Source organism: Paenibacillus sp. FSL F4-0100, assembly GCF_037993005.1.
GTDB lineage: Bacteria > Bacillota > Bacilli > Paenibacillales > Paenibacillaceae > Paenibacillus_AQ.
The window spans coordinates 2,672,236-2,696,435 of the sequence record NZ_CP150303.1; the positions used below are offsets into that span (position 1 = coordinate 2,672,236).

At 49.3% G+C, this 24,200-nt stretch carries 27 protein-coding genes; 24 read left to right on the top strand and 3 right to left on the bottom strand.

What is annotated here, in order from left to right; all coding sequences use genetic code 11:
* The first annotated feature begins 8 nt into the window (after positions 1-8).
* A complete protein-coding gene (locus MHH48_RS11900) occupies positions 9-596 on the top strand; it encodes a histidine phosphatase family protein (RefSeq protein ID WP_076320978.1) in 588 nt (195 codons plus the stop codon).
* Positions 597-678: 82 nt separating this feature from the next.
* Here MHH48_RS11900 and MHH48_RS11905 read toward each other — a convergent pair whose 3' ends face one another.
* Complete coding sequence (locus MHH48_RS11905; RefSeq protein WP_076320979.1) at positions 679-1,134, bottom strand: hypothetical protein; 456 nt, start codon at positions 1,132-1,134, stop codon at positions 679-681.
* Positions 1,135-1,287: 153 nt separating this feature from the next.
* The gene (locus tag MHH48_RS11910; RefSeq protein WP_076320980.1) at positions 1,288-2,046 is read right to left on the bottom strand and encodes a class I SAM-dependent methyltransferase; all 759 of its coding nucleotides are present in this window, start codon (positions 2,044-2,046) and stop codon (positions 1,288-1,290) included.
* 364 nt (positions 2,047-2,410) lie between these two features.
* Between MHH48_RS11910 and MHH48_RS11915 the strand changes: the two genes are divergently transcribed.
* The 8 genes from MHH48_RS11915 to MHH48_RS11950 all read left to right on the top strand — a co-directional run bounded on the left by MHH48_RS11915 (position 2,411) and on the right by MHH48_RS11950 (position 8,405).
* Positions 2,411-3,562: a hypothetical protein gene (locus MHH48_RS11915; RefSeq protein ID WP_076320981.1), complete on the top strand. Its 1,152-nt coding sequence runs from the start codon at positions 2,411-2,413 to the stop codon at positions 3,560-3,562.
* A gap of 112 nt (positions 3,563-3,674) precedes the next feature.
* Positions 3,675-3,854, top strand: a complete 180-nt coding sequence (locus tag MHH48_RS11920) for an IDEAL domain-containing protein (RefSeq protein ID WP_006209497.1) — start codon at positions 3,675-3,677, stop codon at positions 3,852-3,854.
* A 103-nt stretch (positions 3,855-3,957) separates the two neighbouring features.
* Positions 3,958-4,383 (top strand): DUF2487 family protein, encoded by a 426-nt coding sequence (locus tag MHH48_RS11925; RefSeq protein ID WP_076320982.1) that lies wholly within the window; start codon positions 3,958-3,960, stop codon positions 4,381-4,383.
* Between the two features lie 181 nt (positions 4,384-4,564).
* Entirely contained in the window at positions 4,565-5,110 is a 546-nt protein-coding gene (locus tag MHH48_RS11930; RefSeq protein ID WP_015734548.1) for a ubiquinol-cytochrome c reductase iron-sulfur subunit, read from the top strand.
* Between the two features lie 15 nt (positions 5,111-5,125).
* On the top strand, positions 5,126-5,797 hold the full coding sequence (locus MHH48_RS11935; protein WP_006209500.1) for a cytochrome b6: 672 nt from the start codon (positions 5,126-5,128) through the stop codon (positions 5,795-5,797).
* 21 nt (positions 5,798-5,818) lie between these two features.
* Positions 5,819-6,706: a menaquinol-cytochrome c reductase cytochrome b/c subunit gene (locus tag MHH48_RS11940; RefSeq protein ID WP_076320983.1), complete on the top strand. Its 888-nt coding sequence runs from the start codon at positions 5,819-5,821 to the stop codon at positions 6,704-6,706.
* Positions 6,707-6,845: 139 nt separating this feature from the next.
* On the top strand, positions 6,846-7,478 hold the full coding sequence (locus tag MHH48_RS11945; protein WP_076320984.1) for a DUF1405 domain-containing protein: 633 nt from the start codon (positions 6,846-6,848) through the stop codon (positions 7,476-7,478).
* 66 nt (positions 7,479-7,544) lie between these two features.
* Complete coding sequence (locus MHH48_RS11950) at positions 7,545-8,405, top strand: sporulation protein YpjB (RefSeq protein ID WP_076320985.1); 861 nt, start codon at positions 7,545-7,547, stop codon at positions 8,403-8,405.
* A 45-nt stretch (positions 8,406-8,450) separates the two neighbouring features.
* Here MHH48_RS11950 and MHH48_RS11955 read toward each other — a convergent pair whose 3' ends face one another.
* A complete protein-coding gene (locus MHH48_RS11955) occupies positions 8,451-9,320 on the bottom strand; it encodes a YitT family protein (RefSeq protein WP_076320986.1) in 870 nt (289 codons plus the stop codon).
* Between the two features lie 222 nt (positions 9,321-9,542).
* Between MHH48_RS11955 and MHH48_RS11960 the strand changes: the two genes are divergently transcribed.
* From MHH48_RS11960 to MHH48_RS12030, 15 genes are all read left to right on the top strand, one after another.
* Positions 9,543-9,872 (top strand): nucleotide pyrophosphohydrolase, encoded by a 330-nt coding sequence (locus tag MHH48_RS11960; RefSeq protein WP_076320987.1) that lies wholly within the window; start codon positions 9,543-9,545, stop codon positions 9,870-9,872.
* Between the two features lie 49 nt (positions 9,873-9,921).
* Complete coding sequence (locus MHH48_RS11965; RefSeq protein WP_076320988.1) at positions 9,922-10,464, top strand: tetratricopeptide repeat protein; 543 nt, start codon at positions 9,922-9,924, stop codon at positions 10,462-10,464.
* 17 nt (positions 10,465-10,481) lie between these two features.
* Positions 10,482-11,285 (top strand): 4-hydroxy-tetrahydrodipicolinate reductase, encoded by an 804-nt coding sequence (dapB, locus tag MHH48_RS11970; RefSeq protein WP_076320989.1) that lies wholly within the window; start codon positions 10,482-10,484, stop codon positions 11,283-11,285.
* An 18-nt stretch (positions 11,286-11,303) separates the two neighbouring features.
* A complete protein-coding gene (mgsA, locus tag MHH48_RS11975; RefSeq protein ID WP_071218384.1) occupies positions 11,304-11,723 on the top strand; it encodes a methylglyoxal synthase in 420 nt (139 codons plus the stop codon).
* Positions 11,723-12,430 (top strand): bacillithiol biosynthesis deacetylase BshB1, encoded by a 708-nt coding sequence (bshB1, locus tag MHH48_RS11980; RefSeq protein ID WP_076320990.1) that lies wholly within the window; start codon positions 11,723-11,725, stop codon positions 12,428-12,430. The genes mgsA and bshB1 overlap by 1 nt, the downstream gene beginning before the upstream one ends.
* Positions 12,431-12,461: 31 nt before the next feature.
* Positions 12,462-13,625: an N-acetyl-alpha-D-glucosaminyl L-malate synthase BshA gene (gene bshA / locus MHH48_RS11985; RefSeq protein ID WP_076320991.1), complete on the top strand. Its 1,164-nt coding sequence runs from the start codon at positions 12,462-12,464 to the stop codon at positions 13,623-13,625.
* A gap of 43 nt (positions 13,626-13,668) precedes the next feature.
* Entirely contained in the window at positions 13,669-14,967 is a 1,299-nt protein-coding gene (locus MHH48_RS11990; protein WP_076320992.1) for a CCA tRNA nucleotidyltransferase, read from the top strand.
* Positions 14,954-15,934: a biotin--[acetyl-CoA-carboxylase] ligase gene (locus MHH48_RS11995; RefSeq protein WP_076320993.1), complete on the top strand. Its 981-nt coding sequence runs from the start codon at positions 14,954-14,956 to the stop codon at positions 15,932-15,934. Before MHH48_RS11990 ends, MHH48_RS11995 begins: the two co-directional genes overlap by 14 nt.
* A gap of 300 nt (positions 15,935-16,234) precedes the next feature.
* A complete protein-coding gene (gene panB, locus MHH48_RS12000; protein WP_076320994.1) occupies positions 16,235-17,122 on the top strand; it encodes a 3-methyl-2-oxobutanoate hydroxymethyltransferase in 888 nt (295 codons plus the stop codon).
* Positions 17,119-18,009, top strand: a complete 891-nt coding sequence (gene panC / locus MHH48_RS12005; RefSeq protein WP_076320995.1) for a pantoate--beta-alanine ligase — start codon at positions 17,119-17,121, stop codon at positions 18,007-18,009. The genes panB and panC overlap by 4 nt, the downstream gene beginning before the upstream one ends.
* Positions 18,002-18,385 carry an aspartate 1-decarboxylase gene (gene panD, locus MHH48_RS12010; protein ID WP_076320996.1) on the top strand — a complete coding sequence of 128 codons (384 nt, stop codon included), beginning with the start codon at positions 18,002-18,004 and terminating at the stop codon, positions 18,383-18,385. The genes panC and panD overlap by 8 nt, the downstream gene beginning before the upstream one ends.
* 121 nt (positions 18,386-18,506) lie before the next feature.
* On the top strand, positions 18,507-19,136 hold the full coding sequence (locus MHH48_RS12015) for a hypothetical protein (protein ID WP_076320997.1): 630 nt from the start codon (positions 18,507-18,509) through the stop codon (positions 19,134-19,136).
* A 171-nt stretch (positions 19,137-19,307) separates the two neighbouring features.
* On the top strand, positions 19,308-22,184 hold the full coding sequence (gene dinG, locus MHH48_RS12020) for an ATP-dependent DNA helicase DinG (RefSeq protein WP_076321324.1): 2,877 nt from the start codon (positions 19,308-19,310) through the stop codon (positions 22,182-22,184).
* Between the two features lie 72 nt (positions 22,185-22,256).
* Positions 22,257-22,922 carry a redox-sensing transcriptional repressor Rex gene (locus MHH48_RS12025; protein ID WP_076320998.1) on the top strand — a complete coding sequence of 222 codons (666 nt, stop codon included), beginning with the start codon at positions 22,257-22,259 and terminating at the stop codon, positions 22,920-22,922.
* Complete coding sequence (locus MHH48_RS12030) at positions 22,897-24,198, top strand: amidohydrolase (protein WP_076320999.1); 1,302 nt, start codon at positions 22,897-22,899, stop codon at positions 24,196-24,198. Before MHH48_RS12025 ends, MHH48_RS12030 begins: the two co-directional genes overlap by 26 nt.
* Positions 24,199-24,200: the final 2 nt, after the last annotated feature.

The window sequence follows — 24,200 nt, forward strand, 5'->3', positions numbered from 1 at the left end:
GATGCGGCATGCAAATCGGCTTGGTTCGTCATGGATTAACGGATTGGAATGCGTTAGGCAAAATCCAAGGTCAAACGGACATTCCACTGAATGAGGAAGGCCGTCGTCAAGCGCGTTTGCTTGGGGAAAGACTTCTGCAAGAGCCTTACCGATGGGACTTTGCGGTTAGCAGCGGACTTTCCCGTGCTGAGGAAACAGCAAAGATCATCTCGTCCATGCTGAACATTCCATTGATACCACCGGATAATCGTTTGCGCGAGCGCAAGTACGGTCAGGTGGAAGGGTTGACAGCGGAAGAGCGTGAATCGCGGTTTGGTGCCGATTGGCACCTGCTCGATTTGGGACAGGAGATGGATCTGGAGCTTCAATCCAGGGGGCTTGTCTTTCTGGATGATATGTGGCATAAACACCCGGATGCCAATATTCTGGTTGTCAGCCACGGTGGTTTTTTAGCGCAGCTATATAAGCTGGTGTGCCGCGGCGTCCTGAGAGAGCGGATCGGCAATCTGTCGCTCACCGTCCTGGAGAGAAAAGATGATGACTGGTCTCCCTTGTTGTTTAACTGTACCAAACATCTGTTGACAAAACAGTCGTAGCATGGAGCTTCATGAATACAAAAAGAGCCTTCCCGCGGGAAGGCTCTTTTTGTATCTATACTGGCGGTAGCTGACGGCCTTTTTATATAGTCACACACGAATCGGTCAGTTCAAAATACCACTCCAGGAAGGAGTTAAAGCTTTCCCATTGCGATTTCAATTTACCAGCAAAAAAATCCTCCATCGGCTGGCCCAATCCTAAGCCTAACACTTCGTCTGCGTTCTTATTATAAAAAAAGCCGAACTCTCCTTCAAAGCTATCCAACGGAATATATTCTTCAGGCAGGTTTAAAACGACATGAGTTCTATCCACGCCTAACATATAATCCGAAGAATTGATCATAAACCAACAAATCTGATAAATTTCACGTCGTCTACTATAGAAAGTCGGACCATCCTCTGCATGCAAATAAAACGCAGCAAAATCTGAACTCAAATCGATGCCTAACTTTACTAATGCGTGTTCATACTCCTCTGCAATGTCTTCAAACCACCAGTTTTTGCTTTTGCAATAATGGATCACTTTTTCCGATAGCATCTCGACTGCTCCTCCGATATAAAATAAACGATCAGAATGGTTTCCTAAGCATATCACATCGCCTTTTCTATCGTTGTTCGTATCTTGCTAAATTACGCTTTATAAGTCATTCGGGTACAGTCGATAAAATGGATAACTATATAGGACAAAGTTTTACGCTTCTGCTATTATAATAAACCGATGCTGCTGCACCTCGAAGTAGCCCTTCGTTCGGATAACCTGATGAACCTGATATAAAGGTTCGAGGTGGCGTTCCACCGTAAAATCAGGAATCTGCCAAGGGATCGCCTGTAGGTAATAGATCAGTGCACCGATGTCGTAAAACCGCTGCGGTGAAAAGTCCTCCCGGCTGAAGGTGACGTTGAAACCGTGATCCTGCAGCTCTTGAACAGCGGTTCCCAGATTCCAATGAGCGAACTCTTCATTCAAGGGAACGCCAAACCACTCGTTGATGCCATAACAGTCGGTTCCTCCGGATTGCTGGGTTACAAACACGCCATGATCGTTTAGAATTCTTTTGATTTCCGCCACGGAATAGGATTCATGCTGATTGATGATCAGATCAAAAAAATGATCCTTTAACGGAAGTGAGGAATCTTCTTCAAAATAGACAACCTTTACGCCAAGCGGTTCAAGTTTTTGCTGTGCAATCGGTACGTTTGGTTTATAGCCTTCGGTTGCATAGACCGTTTCCGGCAGTGGCTGGAGGGAGGATAAGAACTCTCCTCCGCCCGTACCCATGTCCAGCATCGAAGCGGCATTTCGCATCAACGGAATTACCATGCTGCCCAAAGACCAGGGGAGAGCATGGGACTGCATGCGGCCTGAAGCCGTAATTCGTGAGAAGTCCCATCCTGAAAATTGTTGATCCATATCTTGAATAAAGGCCATAAATTCTGCTTCTTTTATCATTTCACATAACCTCCAAGCTTTTATAATGAATGGTACTTTCATTTTTATAAAAAGCTCTTAAGGGAGGCCCTCGAATTCGATGTGCACCTAGTTATATCTCATGTTCTGGAGTTCTCATGATTTTATTCCTCCTGTAGTGATTGAATAATTCCTTCATATAAAGCGGTTTTTTATTTGATTTAGATGTAATACATTATATGTAAATTCTCTGCAACACTTAGTAAGTATTCTATCATTTAATAAGAGAGCATAGTCATTTCTATATACAAAAAAACAAAAAAATATTTCGTTAAACCGAAGCGTATCAGGTATCAAATGTCTCAAACCTTCCCATAATGGTTGTAAAACGGCGAGGCGATGGAAGATGAATCTAGCGGATATGCTCACATATGCCGATATTGGACAGCTTAGCAATATAGCGAATCACTATGATTGTGACGCTAAGCGGAATTCAAAGCACGAACTGATCCAGAGTATTCTGTCCAAGCTCGGACGCAGAGAGTTTTTCGAGGAGCAGGTCAGCAGCTTGTCACCAAGCGATTTGCGTTTTCTGAACAACCTGGCATTTGACACTCGAATAGGCTACAGTCTGGAAGAATTGACGGCTGCGATCCGTCATGCGGCGGAATTGGAGGAGAAGGATGATCAAGCCTCTTCAAACAAGAAAGCTGCCGCCGCCAAAACGGAAAGTCCGCGTGAGGCGGTCGCACGTTATCGCCGAAGCGGCTGGTTGTTTAACGGTTTTACCCATTCCACCAAATATTTGTTTCAAGTGCCATCGGATTTGAAGGAGCGGTTTCGTGACGTGCTGCGTCAGCGGCTTCATCAAAATCTGCAGCGATTAAGTGATGACCCGGAAGTGTACCGGGATGAGCAGGGACTAGCCGCAGAAGATCTCATGCTGATTCTTAAATATGTCGGCAGACATGATATTGAGTTGAATCAGGAAGGATTTATGTATAGGCGAAATCAGCAGCAGCTCATGAGTACGCTGCATATAACGGAACCGCCCATTACCAAGGGAGCATGGCGGTTCGGGTATGGCCGCTCTTGCATTGAATATCCCGATCGGTTTGCGCTGCTGTACGATTATGCTTACGCTAAAAAATGGATCAGGGAAAACAATGCCCGGTTGATCCTCACGGAAAGTGGAACTGCGTTTATGGAGGAAGGAAATCAAGTTAGCGTGATACAGATATTCCGCTTTTGGTTAAGACTTTATAAAGGCGCAATTCCCAATATCTCTTCTCTTGTATACTGGATCAGTCAATGCGCAAGAGGTTGGGTCACCGCAGCCTCTCTTTACGAATCGCTGGGCTGGCTAATCCGTCCTTTCTATTATGACAGTCCGCAAAATATTTTGGAGCAGCGGATTATCCGTATGCTAATGCATTTGGGGATGCTCAGAATAGGGGAGAGTCAGAGCATGGGAACTTCGTACAAAATGACCGCGCTTGGCCTCAAGGCCGCGGAAGCCGGCATACATATCAGCGATTCGAATGATTTGATCCTCTAGCATGGTTGTTTGGTTACATTTATTTGCAGCAGCCGTAAAAATTTTTGAAAGTAAAGTATTTAAAGGGAAAGAATATAAGGTATACGCAAATTTAGTTTGGAGGTGCATCCTAATGGATAAGATGAAGGTTACTTACGAGGTTATGTTAGGTCTGGCGGCCGAAATGGTGTGGGACGAAGCATTGCGCAAGCATCGGAGTGAAGAGCTGTATAAAGAAATTGATGAAGCGCTGGCTTCCGGCGACGAAGTGGCTTTCCGAAACCTGACGGATGAACTGAGGACTTTGAATTGAAGAAATGCTTCATCGCATTTCTTCTTTTTTTTGCTTTACGCGTCCTTCCACTCGTATAATGATAACAAAATGATGATGAGTGAGCAGAAAGGATGTAACTTGCATGAAATTTAGTGAAGTAGACGAGCAGACTTGGCCGGAACTAAAACCTTTTTTGGATACGTGCCTCATTCCGTTTACCGGATTATCGGGTTCGGAAACGCCATGGGAGGCTACAGCTGCGCTTGAACGGCTGCGGGATTTTATGGATTTGGCAGAAATTCCGTTTAAGGGAAGATTGGTTACATATCCTGCTATACAATATGGAAATACTGAAGATATAAAGCTTCTAAATGAAGTTTGTCACAATGTCAAATCCATCGGGTTTAAATTTGTTGTTATCATGACAGCGGATGTTGAGCTCTCTAAAGAAGATGTGCCTGAAAGTACGCTTGTACTGTCCCGGCGCAGGTTGGAAGGCAATGAAGGTGTCCCCCTCTCAGCCACCGTTTCCGGACAAATCAGTGAAATGTGGCAGCAGGAAAGCTGAGTTCAAATGTGACAAAAAACCAACAATTTGCGAAAGGGCTATTGGAAGCGAACCCAAATTTGGGGTTCAAATTCTTGACGGTCTTGGGTGCCTAAGATATTATTAGTATGTCCTAGTAAGTCGTGTGATTTTAATCATTGATGACACTTAAGAACGGTTGACAAAGGGGGTTGAACACAGAATGAGCAGCAACCACAATGACGAGCATGAAGAATCGCACAATCCACCCCGACAGAAAGAGATGTCCCGCAGACAATTTCTTACATACACGTTGGGCGGTGCCACAGCTTATATGGCTGCTGGAGTAGTTTTGCCAATGCTTCGCTTTGCCGTTGATCCGATTCTTCAAAATAAAGAAGAAGGGTCTTTTGTAAAGGTCGCGGAAGAGAGCAAAATTACTAACGATCCACAGGAATTCCATTTTGAGCTCAAGCAGCAGGACGGCTGGTACAACAGTACAGCTACTTTGACGGCGTGGATTCGTAAGAACGATCAGGGTGAAATTGTAGCGCTTTCACCAATTTGTAAGCATTTGGGATGCCTTGTTGGATGGAATAACAACAAAAATTTCCCTGATGAATACCACTGCCCTTGCCACGGTGCGCGTTATACACCGGACGGTAAGAACCTGGCAGTCGCGCCGAAGCCGCTTGACCAGTACGAGACGAAAATCGAAAACGGCTGGATTTACCTCGGCGCCATCGTGCCAAATACCGTAGTTAAATAGGAGGCGTAGATTCAGATGTTGAAGAATGTCTACAACTGGATTGATGAACGTCTCGATATCACGCCGATTTGGAGAGACGTTGCAGATCACGAGGTACCGGAACACGTAAACCCGGCGCATCATTTCTCCGCGTTTGTGTACTGTTTCGGCGGCTTGACGTTTTTTATCACAGTCATCCAGATTCTGTCGGGGATGTTCCTGACGATGTATTATGTACCGGATATCATAAACGCTTACAACAGTGTTGAGTACCTGCAAACACAGGTAGCCTTCGGACAAATTGTCCGCGGCATGCATCACTGGGGCGCCAGCTTGGTAATCGTAATGATGTTCTTGCATACGATGCGCGTGTTCTTCACAGGCTCCTACAAAGCGCCGCGTGAAATGAACTGGGTCGTTGGTATGCTCATTTTCTTTGTTATGCTCGGTCTTGGTTTGACAGGTTACCTGCTGCCATGGGATAACAAAGCTTACTTCGCTACAAAAGTTACATTGGAGATTGCGAACTCCGTACCTTGGCTTGGACCTATCATTAAAGAATTGCTGCAAGGCGGTACGATCGTAGGTGCCGAAACGTTGACGCGTTTCTTCGCGATTCACGTATTCTTCCTTCCGGCTGTCCTTCTTGCTCTATTGGTAGGACACTTTATCATGATCCGCAGACAAGGTATTTCCGGTCCACTATAAGAAGAAGGGAGGCGCATATTTATGGCACATGGTCATAAATCTGATGAGAAAGTAGTTTATGTCGGCGATTCGCGTGTGAAAAAAGGCAGCGGTTGGGTTACGCCGCCGGATTACACCGCTTATCCCGGCAAATCAGAAGCGTTCATTCCTAACTTCTTGTTGAAGGAATGGATGGTTGGTGTAGTTGTATTGGTCGGTTTCCTTGTGCTGACCATCTCGGAGCCGGCTCCGCTCGGTTATCCGGCGGATCCGGGAGCTTCTGTAATCCCGATGCCGGACTGGTACTTCCTGTTCCTGTATGAATACCTGAAGCTTCCATACGCTTCCGGTGATTATGTAGTACTGGGCACCCTTGGCGTTTCGGGCGTTGCCTTTGGCGCATTGCTCTTGGTTCCTTTCCTTGATACGGGGAAAGAGCGACGCTTCTACAAGCGCCCTATTACTTCGGCCCTTATGATTCTGTCGTTATTTGCAGTCATCTATCTGACAAATGCAGCATGGACCCACTATGCGCATGAGCTGGAAGCGACTGGACAGAAGCCTGAGCATATCCAGCGTGAAGAAGAGGCGGAAGAGAAACATGCAGCTGGTCTACCAACGACTAGTGGCAAGCAGGCTGAAGACAGTGTTGTAGCGATCGTTGATAAGGATAATCCCGCGATGGAAACCTTTAAAACAGCTACCTGTATCTCTTGTCATGCTGCAGATTTGAAAGGGGCATCTGGACCGTCGCTTCGCGGTGTCGGGGATACCCACACGAAAGAAGAGATCGTGGCTATTATTGCAAATGGCCAAGGCGGCATGCCGGCTATGAAAGACACGGCGCTTGCGGCTGGTGTCACCGAAGAACAACTTGATCAGTTGGCTGATTGGCTTGCAAGCCAAAAGGCAGAAGCAGCTGCAGAGTAAGATGCATAGAAGAACCTGACCGAATGCGGTCAGGTTCTTTTTTAAATGTTGTACATAGATGAAAAATATGCACAGTTTAGGTATAATCGGCATTAGTCGTAAAAGTAAGAATACAAGGAACAGGACAGGAGGACGGAGTTTGTCGATTTCGTATTTTTGGAGCCGAGAATTTCTAAGCAAGCGATCGATTCTCTGGCTGCTGCTCATCTGCAACATCCTTGGAACGATCTATGGATACATATGGTACGGGGGGCAAATGGTCGATACGGTGGATCATGGCTTGCTATGGCAGGTCATATTCGTCCCGGATAGCCCGACGGCCAGTTTATTCTTCAGTTTGGCGCTTCTGCTGCTCCTCTACCCGCCTCGGGGGCTTGGGGGCTCTTTGTTTCAGCAATTCATTGAGGCGTTGGCGGTCGTGACATCAGTGAAGTATGGGATTTGGGCTGTTGCCATCATATTTGCCGGACAAGCCCAAGGGGATGTGCTGGGATGGCAGGATTGGATGCTCGTCGCTTCGCATACGGCAATGGCAGTGGAAGCGTTATTGTTCGTACGATTGTTTCATTATCGCTGGACAGCGCTCACCGGGGCCATTGCCTGGACACTGCTGAATGATACCGTAGATTATTCGTACGGCGTATTTCCTTGGCTGCCGGGGCAGTTATATGACGACCTATCAGCGGTCGAGCTGTTTACTTATCTTTTGACTCTTTTCAGCGGTTTTGCCGGCTGGATCTTCATGAAATATGGGAATTCCAAACAACGTTAGCCGTTTAGGTTATACAGTTCTATGAGCATCCCTTCTGCCATACATATACGGTAGGAGGGATGTCCCATGTTTCGAACCTTTCCGAAACTCCTGCTGTGTCTGTTTGCACTCCTTATGCTGGTTACTGTCAGCATGGGTGATCCTGTTGTGTGGGCTACCCCGGCAAACGGACAGTCGGAGACTTCGCCCGCTGCATCCATACAGGCTAAGGCGCTGAACAAGGAAGTGGAGCAGCTATACCGCCATGTGGAGGAAGGCAATGTACAAGCCGTGCTGGAGGATGTTCGCCGGGTATCCGGGATGTTTGAGGCTTCGTCATTTCAGGGATTGACCGGTGTAGAAGGAATTCATGCGTTGGCTGAGAGCATTTTGGAGATGAAAGAAGCTACGGCAAGGGCCACGCAGGAGCCGCAGCACTGGATGGTTTCCGCAGGAAAACTCCGAATGGCAACCGATAGCCTGATTCATACCAGAGATGCGTTATGGCTGCAATATTACAAGGTCATGCGTGAAGACCTGAGGGTCATGGGGGAGTATGCCATCCAGCAGGATCAGGCTGGCATGAGACGAGCGTATGACAGCCTGAGTGAACATTATGAACTCATCCGTCCTTCCGTTGTCATACAGCGAAAGCCTGAGGAGGTTAACATGATGGAGTCCTGGATTTCTTATGCCGGGGGTCTGGTGTCATCTGGGGACACAGCTCAGGTACAAAAAGTGGTTCCGCAGGGCGAGGAAATGATCAATACGCTGTTTGGCAAGAAAAAGGATGAGCCCGCCCTAGCTCCGCTGGGAGAGGTCAAGGAGCCATGGACGTGGCAGCTGGTCATCGGGGCTTTCATTTTGGCGGCATTAACGTTTGCGGGATACCGCAAATACCGAGGTCAGTTGTATAGCGCAAAACCCATGTTCCCTCGCAAAATGTAGGCGGGAATCCATAGTTGTTCCGATTGAGGCCCGGTGCAAACCGGGCTATTCTTCTTTAAATCCTTCGCCATGCACATCATTGACATCATTAATGATAATAAATGCCCGAGGGTCCAACGATTTGGCGATTCCCGTTAGGCGGCGAATTTCCTGCCTCGATACGACGCAGTATACCATATGCTTGGCTTGCTTGGAGTAGGCGCCGATGGCCGGGATTAGTGTTACTCCGCGCTCCATCTCGGTTGATATGCGATGGGCAATATCGGGTGCGTGATCACTGATGATGGTGAAGGCTTTGGCGGCATAAGCCCCCTCCTGTATGAAATCGATGACCTTGGAAGCGATGAATACGGCAACGAGGGTATACAATATCCGCTCGAGCGGGATAAAGAATAAAGAAAGCCCGATGATCAAGATATCAAGAGATAGAATGATCTGGCCCATACTGAAGCCGAATTTTCGGTTGATGATTCTGGCAATGATGTCTGAACCGCCTGTCGTCCCGCCGAACCGGAACACAATGCCGAGTCCGGCGCCCAATGTGACACCTGCGTAAAGCGCAGCAAGAATATAATCCTGCTCGGTCTGAAACGGTACAACATAGCCGCGATCGATCAAAGCTTCAAACAGCCACAGAAAAAGGGTTAATGAGGCGATACCGAGACCTGTGTAAATCGACTGGCGTTTACCGAGGATTTTCATGCCGACCAAGAATAACGGGATATTGAGCACCATAGTTGAGATGGACGGCGATATGTTAAAGGCATAGTTCAGCAGTACGGTAATACCGGTGACGCCCCCCTCCATGAGTTCATTCGGAATGATGAAATACAGAAGGCCGAATGCGTAAATGGCGGAACCGGCGATGATCGGAATGATGGTATGAAGCTGATTTAACAACTTGGACGTTTTCATAAGACCCCTCACATTTCCAATTGTGGATATTACCCGTATGTCAGGTTGCTTGTACCTGCTTAGTATGTGCCGATCATGTTCCAGCCATAAAAAATTATTTGTTTTCAAATCCGCTTTACGATAACATAGGTTTAAAACCAATCGCTCGTCATAAGAGAATGCTGCTTACAGCTTGGATATTGCAAGTTGGGGCAGACTGCGCAGTGAAGGGAGTTATAGGTCTTGGAAAAATCAATGGCTGAAATGCAGCAGGAAGTCGATCAGTACATATCACAATTCAAGGAAGGTTATTTCAGTCCTTTATCCATGATGGCCCGGATGTCCGAAGAGGTGGGCGAACTCGCCAGAGAGGTTAATCATCAGTTCGGTGAGAAGCCGAAAAAGGCCGATGAAGCAGACAATTCCATCGAAATGGAACTTGGAGATATATTGTTTATTACGATTTGTTTTGCCAATTCCCTTGGCATCGATCTCGCGGAAGCGCACGCTAAAGTCATGCATAAATTTGCGACGCGTGATGCTGATCGTTGGACGAAAATAAACACCGATTAGGCTGCTGCTACATATGCTGTACCAAACCCGCTGTGGGGAGGGACAGCCCGTGAAACCTGAAAGTTATATACAAAAAGCATATCGATGCATCCTTCAAAATGATTTCGAAGAGGCGTTACGTTGGTTTGAGCAAGCGATCATTGCGAATCCGGGAGATGCCGAAGTGCATTACCGATGCTCCATTACCTACGGCAGAAGCAACAAACTGGAGATGGCGATTACTCACGCGGAGGAAGCCGTGAGGCTGCAGCCGGACAAACCGGAATATGCGCTTCACTTACAGCATATCAAAGCGGCAGAGCTGGTGCAGCGTGCCAGAAAAATGGTGGAGAATCGCAAGGATGTGACCAAGTCTGAGCTCTATCAGGCCGTGTCTCATCTGAAATCAGCCGTAGCGATGGACCCTTTGTACGCTCAAGCCTACGTGTGGCTTGCTCTGGTCTATAGCGAACTCGATGAGCATGCGCGCGCCATTTCTACACTAAAAGAGGTCATCTCATTGTACCCGCAGGAGAGTGGGCTTCAGCATATAATGGAGGAACTCAAACAGCGCTTGAAATCATATATGCAGGATACAACAGCATCGGATTGAAAGTGAGGACATGTACAATGGCAAACAAATGGACAGTTGCGGTCGTCGGTGCCGGCGGCCGTATGGGTAAAGAAGTAGTGAAGCTTGTTTTGGGCGATGAGGAACTGGAACTGGTTGCCGCTGTGGGCCGATCGGATGAAGGTGCTGATGCAGGGACGCTTGTGGGTCTTCCTGCCTGCGGCATTACGGTGACATCCGATCTGGAGATGGCGTTGGTCGAATCGAAACCAGATGTTATGGTTGACTTTACAGCACCGCAATTTGCCTATAGCAACACGGCTCTGGCCATTAAGCACGGCGTCCGTCCGATCATGGGCACTACCGGCTTCACGCCAGAGCAAATCGAAGAGTTGGACAAGCAGTGTATGGAGCAGGATATCGGCGGTTTGATCGCGCCGAATTTCTCCATCGGAGCGATCCTGATGATGAAGTTTGCGGCTGCGGCTGCCAAATATTTACCTCATGTTGAAATCATTGAAACCCATGGCGACCAGAAGCTTGATGCGCCATCCGGAACATCGATCAAAACAGCGGAAATGATTGCTGCAAACCGCGAGGAGATCCGGCAAGGCAATCCGAACGAAGAAGAGGTCATTGAGGGTGCCAGAGGCGGGTATTATAACGGCTTCCGTATTCACAGTGTTCGTCTGCCGGGTGTATTTGCTCAGCAGGAAGTTATATTTGGCGGTTACGGACAAAGCTTGAAGATCCGACATGATTCCTATGAGCGTGCAGCTTATATGCCGGGCGTGAAGATGGCTATAGAGAAGGTAATGGGTTACACCGGCTTGGTCTATGGATTTGATCATTTTATTGACTAACATAGGGGAGAAATTACTATGAATATTGCATTTATCGCTCATGATCGTAAAAAAGAGGAAATGGTCAATTTCGTTATCGCATATGAAAATGTATTCGAAGATCATAATCTTTACTCAACGGGAACGACGGGGACCCGTATTATGGAGCAAACCAAACTCAGCATTCACCGTTTCGCTTCGGGACCGCTTGGTGGCGACCAGCAGATTGGCGCGCTTGTTGCGGACAATGAGATGGATCTCATCATTTTTTTACGGGATCCTTTGATGGCACAACCCCATGAACCGGATATTAATGCACTCCTTCGTTTATGCGACGTGCAGGGAATTCCGCTTGCTACCAATGTGGCAACGGCCGAGATTCTTGTTAAAGCGCTGGACCGTGGCGATTTTGCATGGCGGGAACTCGTTCATAAATACAAACCGGGTGTGGATAGCTGATGAACAGCCAACTGGACATCTTAATCTTCGGAGCACATGCAGACGATGCCGAGATCGGAATGGCAGGAACGATTGCGAAGCATACGGCAGCTGGACTGTCTGTCGGAATTTGCGATCTGACGCAGGCTGAGATGTCGTCTAACGGCACCGTCGACATTCGCAAGCAGGAGGCGGAGCAAGCAGCCCGGATTTTGGATCTTACGGTCCGGACGAATTTGGGACTGCCGGACCGCGGTTTATTTGTGACGCCGGAGCATATTGAACGGGTCACGGCCGAGATTCGCAAGTTTTCCCCCTCGATTGTGTTTGCTCCCTACTGGGAGGATCGCCATCCGGACCATGTGGCTTGCAGCCGTTTAGTTGAGGAAGCGGTATTTAATGCCAAGCTTCGTCGTTACATGCCTGAGCAGCCACCGGTTAAGGTGGACGAGCTTTATTTTTATTTCATTAATGATATCGGAAGAACGGATCTGGTCGTTGACGTTACGGATCAGTATGCCGTTAAGGAACAGGCCCTGTCTTGTTACCGTTCCCAGTTCCAGAAGGCTGAAGAAAATGCAGTCTCTACCCCGTTGACTGAGGGGTACATCGAGCGTGTGCGGGCCAGGGATTCACTGCTTGGAGCGCGCAGGCTTATTCCTTATGCAGAAGGTTTCGCTTGTAAAAGTCCGTATGTTGTTCATCTATTCGGCTCCAAGCAGGCATAATATATAGAGGCGTACGTAAAGGAGGCCTGACATGAATCAACAACCATTAAAAATCGGCATTACCTGTTATCCTTCATTGGGCGGGTCGGGCGTGGTGGCGACAGAGCTGGGGAAACTCCTGGCCGAGCAAGGACACCAGGTTCATTTTATTGCTCACAGCATTCCGTTCCGGTTAGGGACTTTCCATAAAAATATCTTTTATCATGAAGTTGAAGTGAACGACTACTATGTGTTTCGATACCCGCCATATGATTTGTCGCTAGCGACAAAGATGGCTCAGGTAGCCAAAATGCAGCAGCTTGATGTGCTGCATGTGCACTATGCGGTTCCGCATGCCGTGTGTGCCTTCCTAGCGAAGCAGATGGTCGGAGATCAGCTGAAGGTCGTCACGACGCTGCATGGAACCGATATTACGGTTCTGGCGCAGGATGAATCGCTGAAGGACTTGATTCGACTCGCTATTAATGAAAGTGATGCGGTTACGGCTGTTTCTCAGGATCTCATCCGAGAAACGCGGGAGTTGCTGGATATAAGCCGGGATATTGACCTTACCTACAATTTTGTGGATCCGCGGGTGTATTATCCACGGGATTCGGAATCGCTGCGTAAAGATTATGCAGATCCGAATGAGAAGATCTTGATGCACATTTCCAACTTCCGACCGGTAAAACGGGTAGCTGACGTGTTGGAAATATTCGCCCAGGTTCAGGAACAGGTGCCGGCGAAACTGCTGCTTGTCGGGGAAGGGCCCGAGCTTCCGAAAATTCAGTGCCGCATCAATGAACTGGGACTCGCCAGCAAAGTGCATTTTCTAGGCAAGCAAGATGAAATTGCGCACGTCATATCGATGGCGGATGTGCTGCTGCTTCCTTCCGAGAAAGAAAGCTTTGGCCTGGTTGCTCTAGAAGCGATGGCCTGCGGAGTGCCTACCGTCGGCTCTACGGCAGGCGGGATTCCCGAGTTGATAACACACGGCGAAACCGGATATTTGGCTCCTATCGGAGACACCTATTCGATGGCTCAGCATGTGCTTGAAATATTAAAGGATGAAGCACTTAGTGAGCGGCTGCGCAAGGCTTGTCTGCATCGTTCCAAGACGATGTTCTGCAATGAATTAATACGGGGCAAGTACGAAGAAATATATTACCGAGTATTGGGACGGGAGGTTAGCGAGCTGAAGCCGGTCTGCGGCTAAGCTCGACCCTCTCGTTGTTTTTCGGATAAAGGAACGGGAAACTATGGCAGATATGTTTAATTCAATACGATGGCGCAACGCGGATCCCGATATGGCCGAGCGGAGTGCGGACGTGATCCGGACTCTGCTTCGGCATGGACATGAAGCGTATTGGGTCGGAGGCTGTGTCCGTGATGAATACATGGGACGCAGGGTCAGTGATATGGATATTACGACCTCCGCCTTGCCGGAAGTCACCTGTTCCGTCTTTCCCAAGGTCATTCCTACAGGAATCAAGCATGGGACCGTAACGGTGCTGATGGAAGGCCAGTCTTTCGAAGTGACGACTTATCGGGTGGAGAGCGGTTATGAGGATCACCGTCATCCAACGGAGGTCGCTTTCGTCAGAGAAGTGAAGGAAGATTTGAGACGGCGCGATTTTACGATGAATGCGATGGCACGAGGGATTGATGGATCCTGGGTGGATCCGTTTGGCGGACGAGCGGATATTGACAGGCAGGTAATCCGCTGCGTAGGCGATGCGCGTCTCCGTTTCCGTGAAGACGCCCTGCGCATGGTTCGCTGCATCCGTTTCGCCTCTGTGTTCGGTTTCTCCATCGCGCAGCATACATGGAGGGGAATTCTCTCGGAGAGAGACACCTTAAGCTGGATTGCGATGGAACGCATCCGCAGTGAATTTGAAAAGATATTGACAGGACCGGCCCCCTTACGCGGATTGGAGATGTTTGTCCGCAGCGGCTTGTACGCCCGAATGAAAGCGCCGTTTCCGTATACCGGTCATGACACGAAGGCGATAGAAGCCATGAGTGGGATCGAGCCGGAGCATACTACGATCCGCTGGACGCTGCTGCTGCTTGCCTGCGGCATTTCAGCCCAGGCAGCAGAGGGACTGCTACGATCATGGACGTTCTCCAATAAGCAGCGGGAAGCCATCGTTAAGCTGCTGGCGCTTCATGAATCCTATCTGCAAGAGAAGGAAGAGGAAGATACCAAGAGCGCTAGGCTCCAGTGGATTAAGCTGGTTCTTTTCCACGGAGCCGAGGCAGCTCAAGGCTGGCTGCATTTGCAGACGGCGTTGAACCAAACGGGAGCGGCGTCTGCCTCAATTAGCGTAATCGAGCAGCTTGACGGTTGGCTCCGGGAACTCCGAATTCGGAGTTTGAAGGATTTGGCCATCACCGGAAACGAACTGCTTGAAGCGCTGGACAAGCGCGGGGGCCCATGGCTAGGCGAACTTCTCGGGCAATTGCTGGAGAAATCGGCAGCAGGTTTAATTAACAACGATAAGGAATCGTTGATTGAAGAAGCAAAGCGGGTGGTAATTCATAATGAAGGATTATGATCAAGACAATGCACTTCTGAAAATGTTCCAGGAGCATTCCGGCCAGTTTTTGTCCGGAGAAGAGATCAGCCGTAAATTGTCCATCAGCCGGACGGCCGTATGGAAGCAGATCAATAAGCTTCGTCATTTGGGTTATGATTTCGAGGCCGTTCCACGGCTTGGCTACCGCATGATGGATGAACCGGACAAACTGAGCGTGGAACAACTGACAGCGGGGATGACCAGTCAAACCTTCGGGAAACCGCTGAAGCTGCTTGACAAAACGGCGTCAACGCAGGAAGATGCCCGGCAATTGGCGGAAGAAGGGGCAACCGAAGGCACGCTTGTGATCTCGGAAGAGCAGACGGGCGGCCGCGGGAGAATGGGAAGGAAATTCCACTCCCCGAGAGGCAAAGGCATATGGATGAGCCTGGTGCTCAGACCGAAGCAACCTCTGCATTTAACCCAGCAGCTCACCTTGTTGACAGGCGTAGCGGTATGCCGTGCGATCACGAAGTGCGCCGGTGTGCAGACCGATATCAAATGGCCAAATGACATTCTGTTTCAAGGCAAAAAGGTGTGCGGCATTCTGCTGGAGTCTGCAACAGAAGACGAAAGGGTGCGCTACTGCATTGCCGGTATCGGCATCAGCGCCAATCTGAAAGAGTCGGATTTTCCGGAGGAGCTGCGCGGCGTGGCGACTTCGATTCGCATGGCTGGCGGAGCAGCCGTCAATCGGACAGAGCTGATCCAGTCCATCATGGCGGAGATGGAGGTTTTATATGAATTGTACAACGAGCAGGGCTTCGAGCCTATAGCCTCTCTCTGGGAAGCTTTATCCGGCACGGTGGGCAGGGAAGTTCAAGTGCAGACGGCCCTTGACCGTTTTAGCGGGATTGCCACAGGACTCAACCGAGATGGTGCGCTGCTGGTCCGCAATCAAGATGACGAGCTGATCCCCGTATATTCCGGTGAAATTCTTTTTTAATACCAGGTAAATGAAACATGGTGAAATCGTAGTTGGATTTTGTTATACTATGACCAAGAGGCGGTATCGCCATGAGCGAATTGCACTCTACAGCAAGTGGTATTGAACAGCATTATTTTTTTAGAACACCTTCATAACTGTTATGCCGGTTACGTTGGATTCTGCTCTGAGCCGAAAGGACCGAGACAGAAGGGACGATCGCGAGTGACTCTTTTTTGCCTTTCGGACTTTTTAGCAAGTATGTGCTAAAAGGTTTTTTTATTGTGTCTAACTTATTTACACAAAGGAGGCTGTGTCACAATGGCAGGCAAACAACCACTGAACATCGTGAAGATGAAGAACATGAAGAAGAAGGGTGTACCGATCACCATGCTGACCGCGTACGATTATCCTTCCGCCAAGCTGGCGGAGGAAGCGGATATTGATATGATATTGGTAGGCGATTCCCTCGGCAATGTCGTGCTCGGCTATAACTCCACAATTCCGGTAACGCTGGACGACATGGTATACCATACCCGTGCCGTCGCTCGTGGAGCGGAAGAAACTTTTCTCGTAGCGGATATGCCGTTTATGACCTATCACGGAGATATTGATGAAAGTCTGCGCGGGGTGCGGAGATTGATGCAGGAAGGTCATGCGCATGCCGTGAAAATGGAGGGCGGCGAAGAAATCGCCGGCACCGTGAAACGGATCGTACAATCCGGCGTACCGGTACTGGGTCATATCGGGCTGACGCCTCAGTCGGTGAATCAAATTGGAGGCTACCGGATCCAAGGCAAGGATGCCCAGGACGCGCAGCGGCTCATGAATGATGCAAAGGCACTTGAAGCGGCTGGAGCATTCGCAATTGTATTGGAGCTGGTTACAGAAGAGGCTGCGGCGGAAATATCTAAAGCGCTGAGCATACCGACGATTGGCATCGGAGCGGGACGTTACTGCGACGGTCAGGTTCTGGTATTCCATGATTTAATCAAATATGCGTCTCCCTATCGGGACAAACGCTTCGTGAAAACATACGCTGATGTAGGCTCCGTCATCCGTGAAGGCATTACGCAGTATGTGAAGGAAGTGAAGGACCGCTCATTCCCGGCAGAGGAGCATGTCTTCAAGTCCGAGAATCATGAGGCTTCCGAAACGACAACAACATTATATGGAAGCAAAAAGGAAAAGGTGGGCACGACATCATGAAAGTGATTCGCACCATTGCGGAATTAAGATCAGAACTTAAGGACCGCTGGGAATCCGGCAGTGGTTCGGTAGGACTTGTGCCTACGATGGGTTATTTGCATGAAGGACACGCCAGCCTGATGCGTAAGGCGCGAGAAATGGCAGGTACGGTGGTTGTCAGTATCTTTGTCAATCCGATTCAATTCGGACCGGGTGAGGATTATGAGACCTATCCCCGAGATGAGGCACGCGATCTGGCGTTGGCGGAATCCGAAGGGGTGAATGTGGTTTTTATTCCCACGGTTCAGGAAATGTATCCCCAGCCGACCAAAACCAAAATCGCTGTATCGGAAATTACGTCTTTGTTGTGCGGGGCCTCCCGTCCCGGGCATTTTGACGGTGTTACCACGGTTGTTAACAAATTGTTTAATATCGTAAAACCTGACTATGCTTTCTTCGGAATGAAGGATGCCCAGCAGGTAGCCGTCATTGAGCAAATGGTTCAAGATTTGAACATGGACGTAACCATCGTGCCTTGTCCGATCATCCGCGAATCTGACGGCCTTGCTCTAAGCTCACGCAACGTATATTTGAAGCCGGAAGAGCGGGAAGAGGCACTTGTGCTGTCGGGCTCTTTGCGGACCGCTCAGGAGATGATCCAGCAGGGACAAGCGACAACGGCAGGAGAGATCCGTGTTCATCTTCGGGATTCTATATCCCAGTCCCCGCTCGCTGATATTGATTATGCAGAATTGCTCACTTTCCCGGAACTTGTTCCCGTGGAAGATTCATATCGCATTGCGGATGAAGGCAGAACCGTCATTATGGCGCTGGCCGTACGATTTGGCCGCACCCGTCTCATTGACAATGCGTTACTTCAACCAAAAGTAGGGGGATCCCATGTTTAGAACAATGATGAAATCCAAAATCCACCGCGCAACGGTGACGGAAGCCAATCTGAACTATGTGGGCAGCATTACCATTGATGAGGATCTAATGGAGGCTGCAGACCTTTTGGAGAATGAAAAAGTTCAAATCGTGAACAATAACAATGGCGCCCGTTTGGAAACGTACGTGATCAAAGGCGAACGCGGCAGTGGCGTGATTTGTCTGAACGGGGCAGCTGCAAGGCTTGTACAGCCTGGCGACAACGTCATTATCATTTCTTATGCCATGATGTCTAAAGAGGAATACGACAATCATACCCCAACGGTTGTGATCGTTGACGAAATGAATAAGCCGGTTAACACGGAATATCGTGAGGTTCACGCCGCGGTTCTCTAAATGGTCTCCTAAGAGCCAAAATGTGTCGGGACCTTAAAGGGATGAAAAGACCGACTTCTACAGAAAATGAGTTCAGGTCGACGCACTGATCTCATTTTTCCGCTAAGGGTGGGATGCAGCTATGTTTCAACATGTATTCGCTGAAATGAACAACATGTTAGATGAAATTGTGAAGCATTACCCTTCTGCTCAAGGTCCCCAAAAACAGGCGCTGGTACAAAACTGGAACATGCTCAAAAGCATGAGCGAGGGCATTATCGAGGAATGGCTCCATTTTGAAGAGAAGATGGCTATCTTCCGCGAGAGTGCCGCCTCACCTCCTGTTTTTCCACCGACCGAAGCGCCTGAACTGCAGCTCGATGCATTCATTCGCGGCCAAGGTTATTACAAGTTGTTGATGTTCCAGCCGGCTATACAGCAATTTGAAGTGGCCGCCACGGTATTTCCGGATAGCCTTCTGATCAAGCTGTATATTGCGATGTCCCATCTTTATTTGGGGCAAACCATACCAGCGTCCGATGTATTGGTGTCCATCCTGCCCCTGGCAGACAACAAGAAGATGCGAGCGATGATTTACAACGCGCTTGGATGCATCGAGGTGTTGAATGGACAACAAGGGAAAGCCGAGGAGCATTTTGCACTGGCGATTCACAGCGACCCGACACTTCCTGACCCCATTATCAATTTGGAGGTCTGCAAGCAGAATCGCGGTGAGCTCCAGTACGGCAGCCAATTGATCTCTTTGCTGTAGAAATCAAGCCATTACAAGAAGCGATGCCAGAGCTCATTACTGAGACTTTGGTATCGCTTCTTGCCGTATGGAGCGATGGAGGAGAAACGGGGGATTTTTTACCCGGAATGTTCAAAACCCGCAACTTCTGGTATGCTGTTAATTAGTCTGGAGGAAAGGGATTTTATCGAAATGAAATTTGCCGTATTGGATTTTGAAACCACGGGCAACCAGTCAGCAGATGAGATCATTCAGGTTGGACTGGCCATCATCGAAGAGGATCGAAGCATCTCCCGCGTATACGGCACCTATGTCAATCCCGGGATTCCGATCCCTCCTTTTATTACCGGTTTGACCGGCATTTCCGACAGTGATGTAGCGGATGCTCCGTCATTGGAAGAAATGATGATGGAACTCGTGCCCATGCTCGACGATGTCGTATTGGTTGGGCATAATGTCGCTTTTGATTTTAACTTTTTGCAAAATGCACTCGATCGCTGCGGCTATTTACCGTTCAGCGGCCGAATTCTAGATACGATGCACTTCTTAAAAATATGTTTTCCCTCGCTGCCTTCTTATCAGCTCGGGATGGTCTCTTCTCATTTCGGTCTGGAGCATGACCGTCCGCATCAGGCGGACAGCGATGCGCTTGCCACGGCCTATGCGCTGCTGAAATGCCTGGAGGAGATCGATGAGCTTCCTCTCCTTACCGTGCAGCGGTTAAGCGACCTGTTTGCCGACGAGGACAGCGACTTGGCCTGGTTCTTTGACGGCATCCGTGCTGACAGGGAGTTCCAGGCTGTACAAGCCGGAGACACCCATACGTACTATCGTCAATTTGCCCTGGCCGTTGACGATTGGAACGATATTGCGCCTGCCAGGGATGAGTCGGAGCCTAATCCGCTGGCGGATGTAAGCTTTGAGCAATACATGAATGATGTCCGTGAACGTCTAAAGGAAACGCTGCCTCATTATGAGAGCAGGGATGCCCAGGACATGATGTTTCAGGAAGTGATGCAGGCCCTCGATGACAATAAACATTTATTGATCGAAGCCGGCACGGGAACAGGCAAATCCCTCGGGTATTTGCTGCCGTCGATTTATCAAAGCGTGAAGCAGGAACAGAAGGTTATGGTGAGCACGCATACAATCAACCTTCAAGAACAGCTGCGTGACCGGGATATTCCCCTGCTCACCCAGGTTGTTCCTTTTCCTTTTAAAGCGGCTATTTTCAAGGGAAGAGGCCATTATTTGTGTTTGAGAAAATTTGAACATAAAATAAATAGAAGAGATTTTCATTCCCCGAAGGAAGATGTGATCACCGCGGCGCAGATGCTGGTCTGGCTGACCCAGACGGAGAACGGGGATGATGAAGAACTGAACTTTGGCGGTCGCGGAGGGGATTTCTGGGAGACGATCTCCAGTGATTCGGATTCCTGCCTTGGCCGTGCCTGCCCATGGTTCCGCAAATGCTACTATCACAGGGCCAAACATGAAGCGGGCATCGCGGATGTTGTCATTACGAACCATTCGAAGCTGTTCACTGACGTAAAAGCGAATCATCAGCTGCTTCCGAGTTATGAGCGTCTCGTCATTGATGAAGCGCATCATCTGGAGGACGTCGCTGGCAAGCACCTTGGCTTGCAGATGAAATATTTTTCGGTGGTCCATACGTTGACTCGTATGTACAAAGACAGCCGCAGCGGTCAGCTTCCGGCTCTTCGCCAGCTGCTGCAAGCATCATCGCATGAGAAGGCTGTCGAGTGGTCCTCCATCATAGACCGGATTTATCCGGATCTGATCACCGCAAAAGAGAATTGGGACCGGCTCAGCGATCAATTGTTCGGACTGCTTCCGGAACGCGGAGACGCGACTCCGGGGGATGCCGGTCAATTCTCGCTTCGCTTATCGCCTCTGAAGAAGCCGAAGGATTGGGATTCGCTGGCCGAGTTGGAGCATCAAATTCATGTGACGCTGGGCGATGTCGTTCGCAAGGGTGACAAGCTGATCGCCGAGATGAAGGAAGATCTGGACGACTACAGCGCGGACAGTTTGTTAACAGACCTATCGGGTCTGTTTAAGGACCTGGCCGCACACCGCGAGGACCTGAGGTCCTTCATGGCTCTGAATGATGAAGGCACGGTATACTGGATGGAGGCTAACGGGAATTTTCGCGGCAAATCGCTGCAGCTTTATGCAGTGCCTGTCGATGTTAGCACCCACTTGAAGGAATTGTTTTTTGACAAGAAACAAAGCGTGATCCTGACATCGGCGACCTTGTCGGTGGATAAATCGTTTCAGTTCATGATCGAGAACTTGGGTCTTCAGGAAGCGGCAGATAGCGGCAACCTGAACACGGTTCTGCTGCCGTCCCCGTTTAATTACAGGGAGCAGGCCCTCCTTGTCGTGCCGCGCGATTTTCCGAGCGTGAAGGGCTCGGTCGGGGATGCACTCTTTGTGAATACACTTGTGCAATCATTGGCCGATACGGCAATCGCTACGCATGGCCGCATGCTTGTGCTGTTCACTTCGTACCGCATGCTGCGTCAGGTTCACGAGCCGTTGAAGGAGGCGCTGGCATCCAGCGATATTACGGTACTGGGACAAGGGATGGACGGAACCAGCCGTACCAAGTTAATCCGGAGATTCCAGGATAGCAGCGCTTCGGTCCTGCTGGGTACGAGCTCCTTCTGGGAAGGGGTAGACATACCTGGTGAGGCGCTCACTTGCCTCGCGATCGTCCGGCTGCCGTTCCAGCCGCCGAATCATCCCTTGGTCGAAGCCAAGAGCGAATTGCTGCAGCAGCAGAAGAAGAACCCGTTCATGAAACTTTCGGTTCCGCAAGCGGTCATTCGCTTCAAACAGGGATTTGGCCGACTGGTGCGGACCGCGCAAGATAAGGGGATTGTCATTGTCTACGATACCCGGGTCATTGAATCCTATTACGGGAAATATTTCTTATATTCTTTGCCGGGGCCGAAGATGGAGCACATGCCGACAGAGGGGATCGTTCCCCGAATTTCGGAATGGCTGCAGGAAGAGGCAGGCATAGAGAACCAAGCTGAATAAAAGTGAAACAATGAACGAAATGATCTGTCACAAAAAAATGTAGTTATTAACCTATTATTAGGGGGAGCATGAATGAAATCGGAAAAAATTTCGGAAGCCGTGGTCCGCAGATTGCCTGTATACTTGCGCTATTTGAATGAGCTTCAGAAAAGGGAGGTCTCCACGGTTTCCTCCCAGGAACTGGGACAAAAACTGGACCTCAATCCTGCTCAAATTCGTAAGGACCTAGCGTATTTCGGTGATTTTGGACGGAAAGGGATCGGATATGACGTATCTTATCTGATCGAGAAAATTCGCCAGATTCTAAAGCTGGACCAGAAGATCAATGTCGCATTGATTGGGGCCGGTAATCTTGGACATGCATTATCGAATTACAATGCATTTCTAAAGGACAATATGAAGATTGTGGCGGTTTTCGATTCGTATTCTCCCAAAGTTGGTATGAAAATTAACAATTTGGTCGTACAGCCGATGGAGGAACTGGAGAAGACGGTTCATGAGTACGGCATTCGTATCGGGATAATCACCGTTCCGGATTTTGAAGCGCAGAATGTAGCCAATCAGCTTATCGCCGCAGGCATCGAGGCTATCCTGAATTTTGCGCCAACCATCCTGAAAGCCCCATCCCATATCCGGATTCATACGGCTGATTTCACTACGGATTTGCAGAGTTTGGCCTATTATTTGGATAACGGCAAGGAGGATGCAGCACATGACGACAACGAAGTGGATGGTTAAGAACGGAACGTTTGCGGTACTAGAGGAAGGGAGATCCGTGCTACGCGGATATATGGTTGTGGAGAATGACCGGATAACCTATCTGGGTGAAGAAGAGCCAACCGTCCAAGAGGGAATAGAAGTTATCGATGGAACTCATCTGTTTTTCCTACCGGGGTTAGTGAACACGCACGGACATGCGGCGATGTCCCTGCTCCGCGGTTATGGCGACGATCTGGCACTGCAGGTATGGCTTCAGGAAAAAATGTGGCCTATGGAAGCCAAATTCACGGCCGACGATGTATACTGGGGAACCGCACTCTCCGTGCTGGAGATGATCAAAGGCGGAACCACGACATTTGTGGATATGTATGATCATATGGATCAGGTTGCCAAGGTTGTGCAGGACTCAGGAATGCGCGGCGTTCTAATGCGCGGCGTCATCGGATTATGTCCGCCTGAGGTGCAGCAGCAGAAGCTGGATGAGGCGGTGGCATTCGCGAAAGACTGGCATGGCAAGGCTGACGGGAGAATTACGACGATGATTTCACCGCATGCACCTTATACGTGCCCCCCGGATTTCATCGAAAAATTCGTTCAGGCATCGCATGATTTGAATCTGCCTTTGCATACGCATATGTCCGAAACGGAAACGGAAGTAGCTCAGAATGTAAAAGACTACGGACTTCGCCCTGTTGCCCATTTGGAGAAGCTTGGCATGTTCTCCCGGCCAACGCTGCTTGCGCATGCCGTCCATCTGACCGATGAAGAAATCGAAATCCTGGCCAAGCATCAAGTTATGGTGTCGCATAATCCAGGAAGCAATTTGAAGCTTGCCAGCGGCATTGCACGCGTGCCTGCACTGCTGAAAGCTGGGGTCACCGTGTCATTGGGTACCGATGGACCTGCGAGCAATAATAATCTGGATATGTTTGAAGAGATGCGACTGGCTGCACTGATCCATAAAGGTGTAAGTGGGGACCCAACAGCCATTCCAGCATCCGAAGCGCTTCGGATGGGAACAGAGTATGGAGCCCGATCGGCGTTCCTTGAGGATATCGGCACACTTGCGGTAGGAATGAAAGCAGATATGATCGCACTGAACACGGATCAAGCGCACTTCCTTCCACGGACCGATTATATTTCACACGCTATCTACTCAGCCAGTGCGAAGGATGTAGAGCATGTATGGGTTGACGGCAAGCAGGTAGTGAAGAATGGCGCGAGTCTTACCCTCGATGAGGAACGTATCCGCCGGGAAGCGCAGCGTGCATTTGAGCGTCTTACAACCCTCTAGGG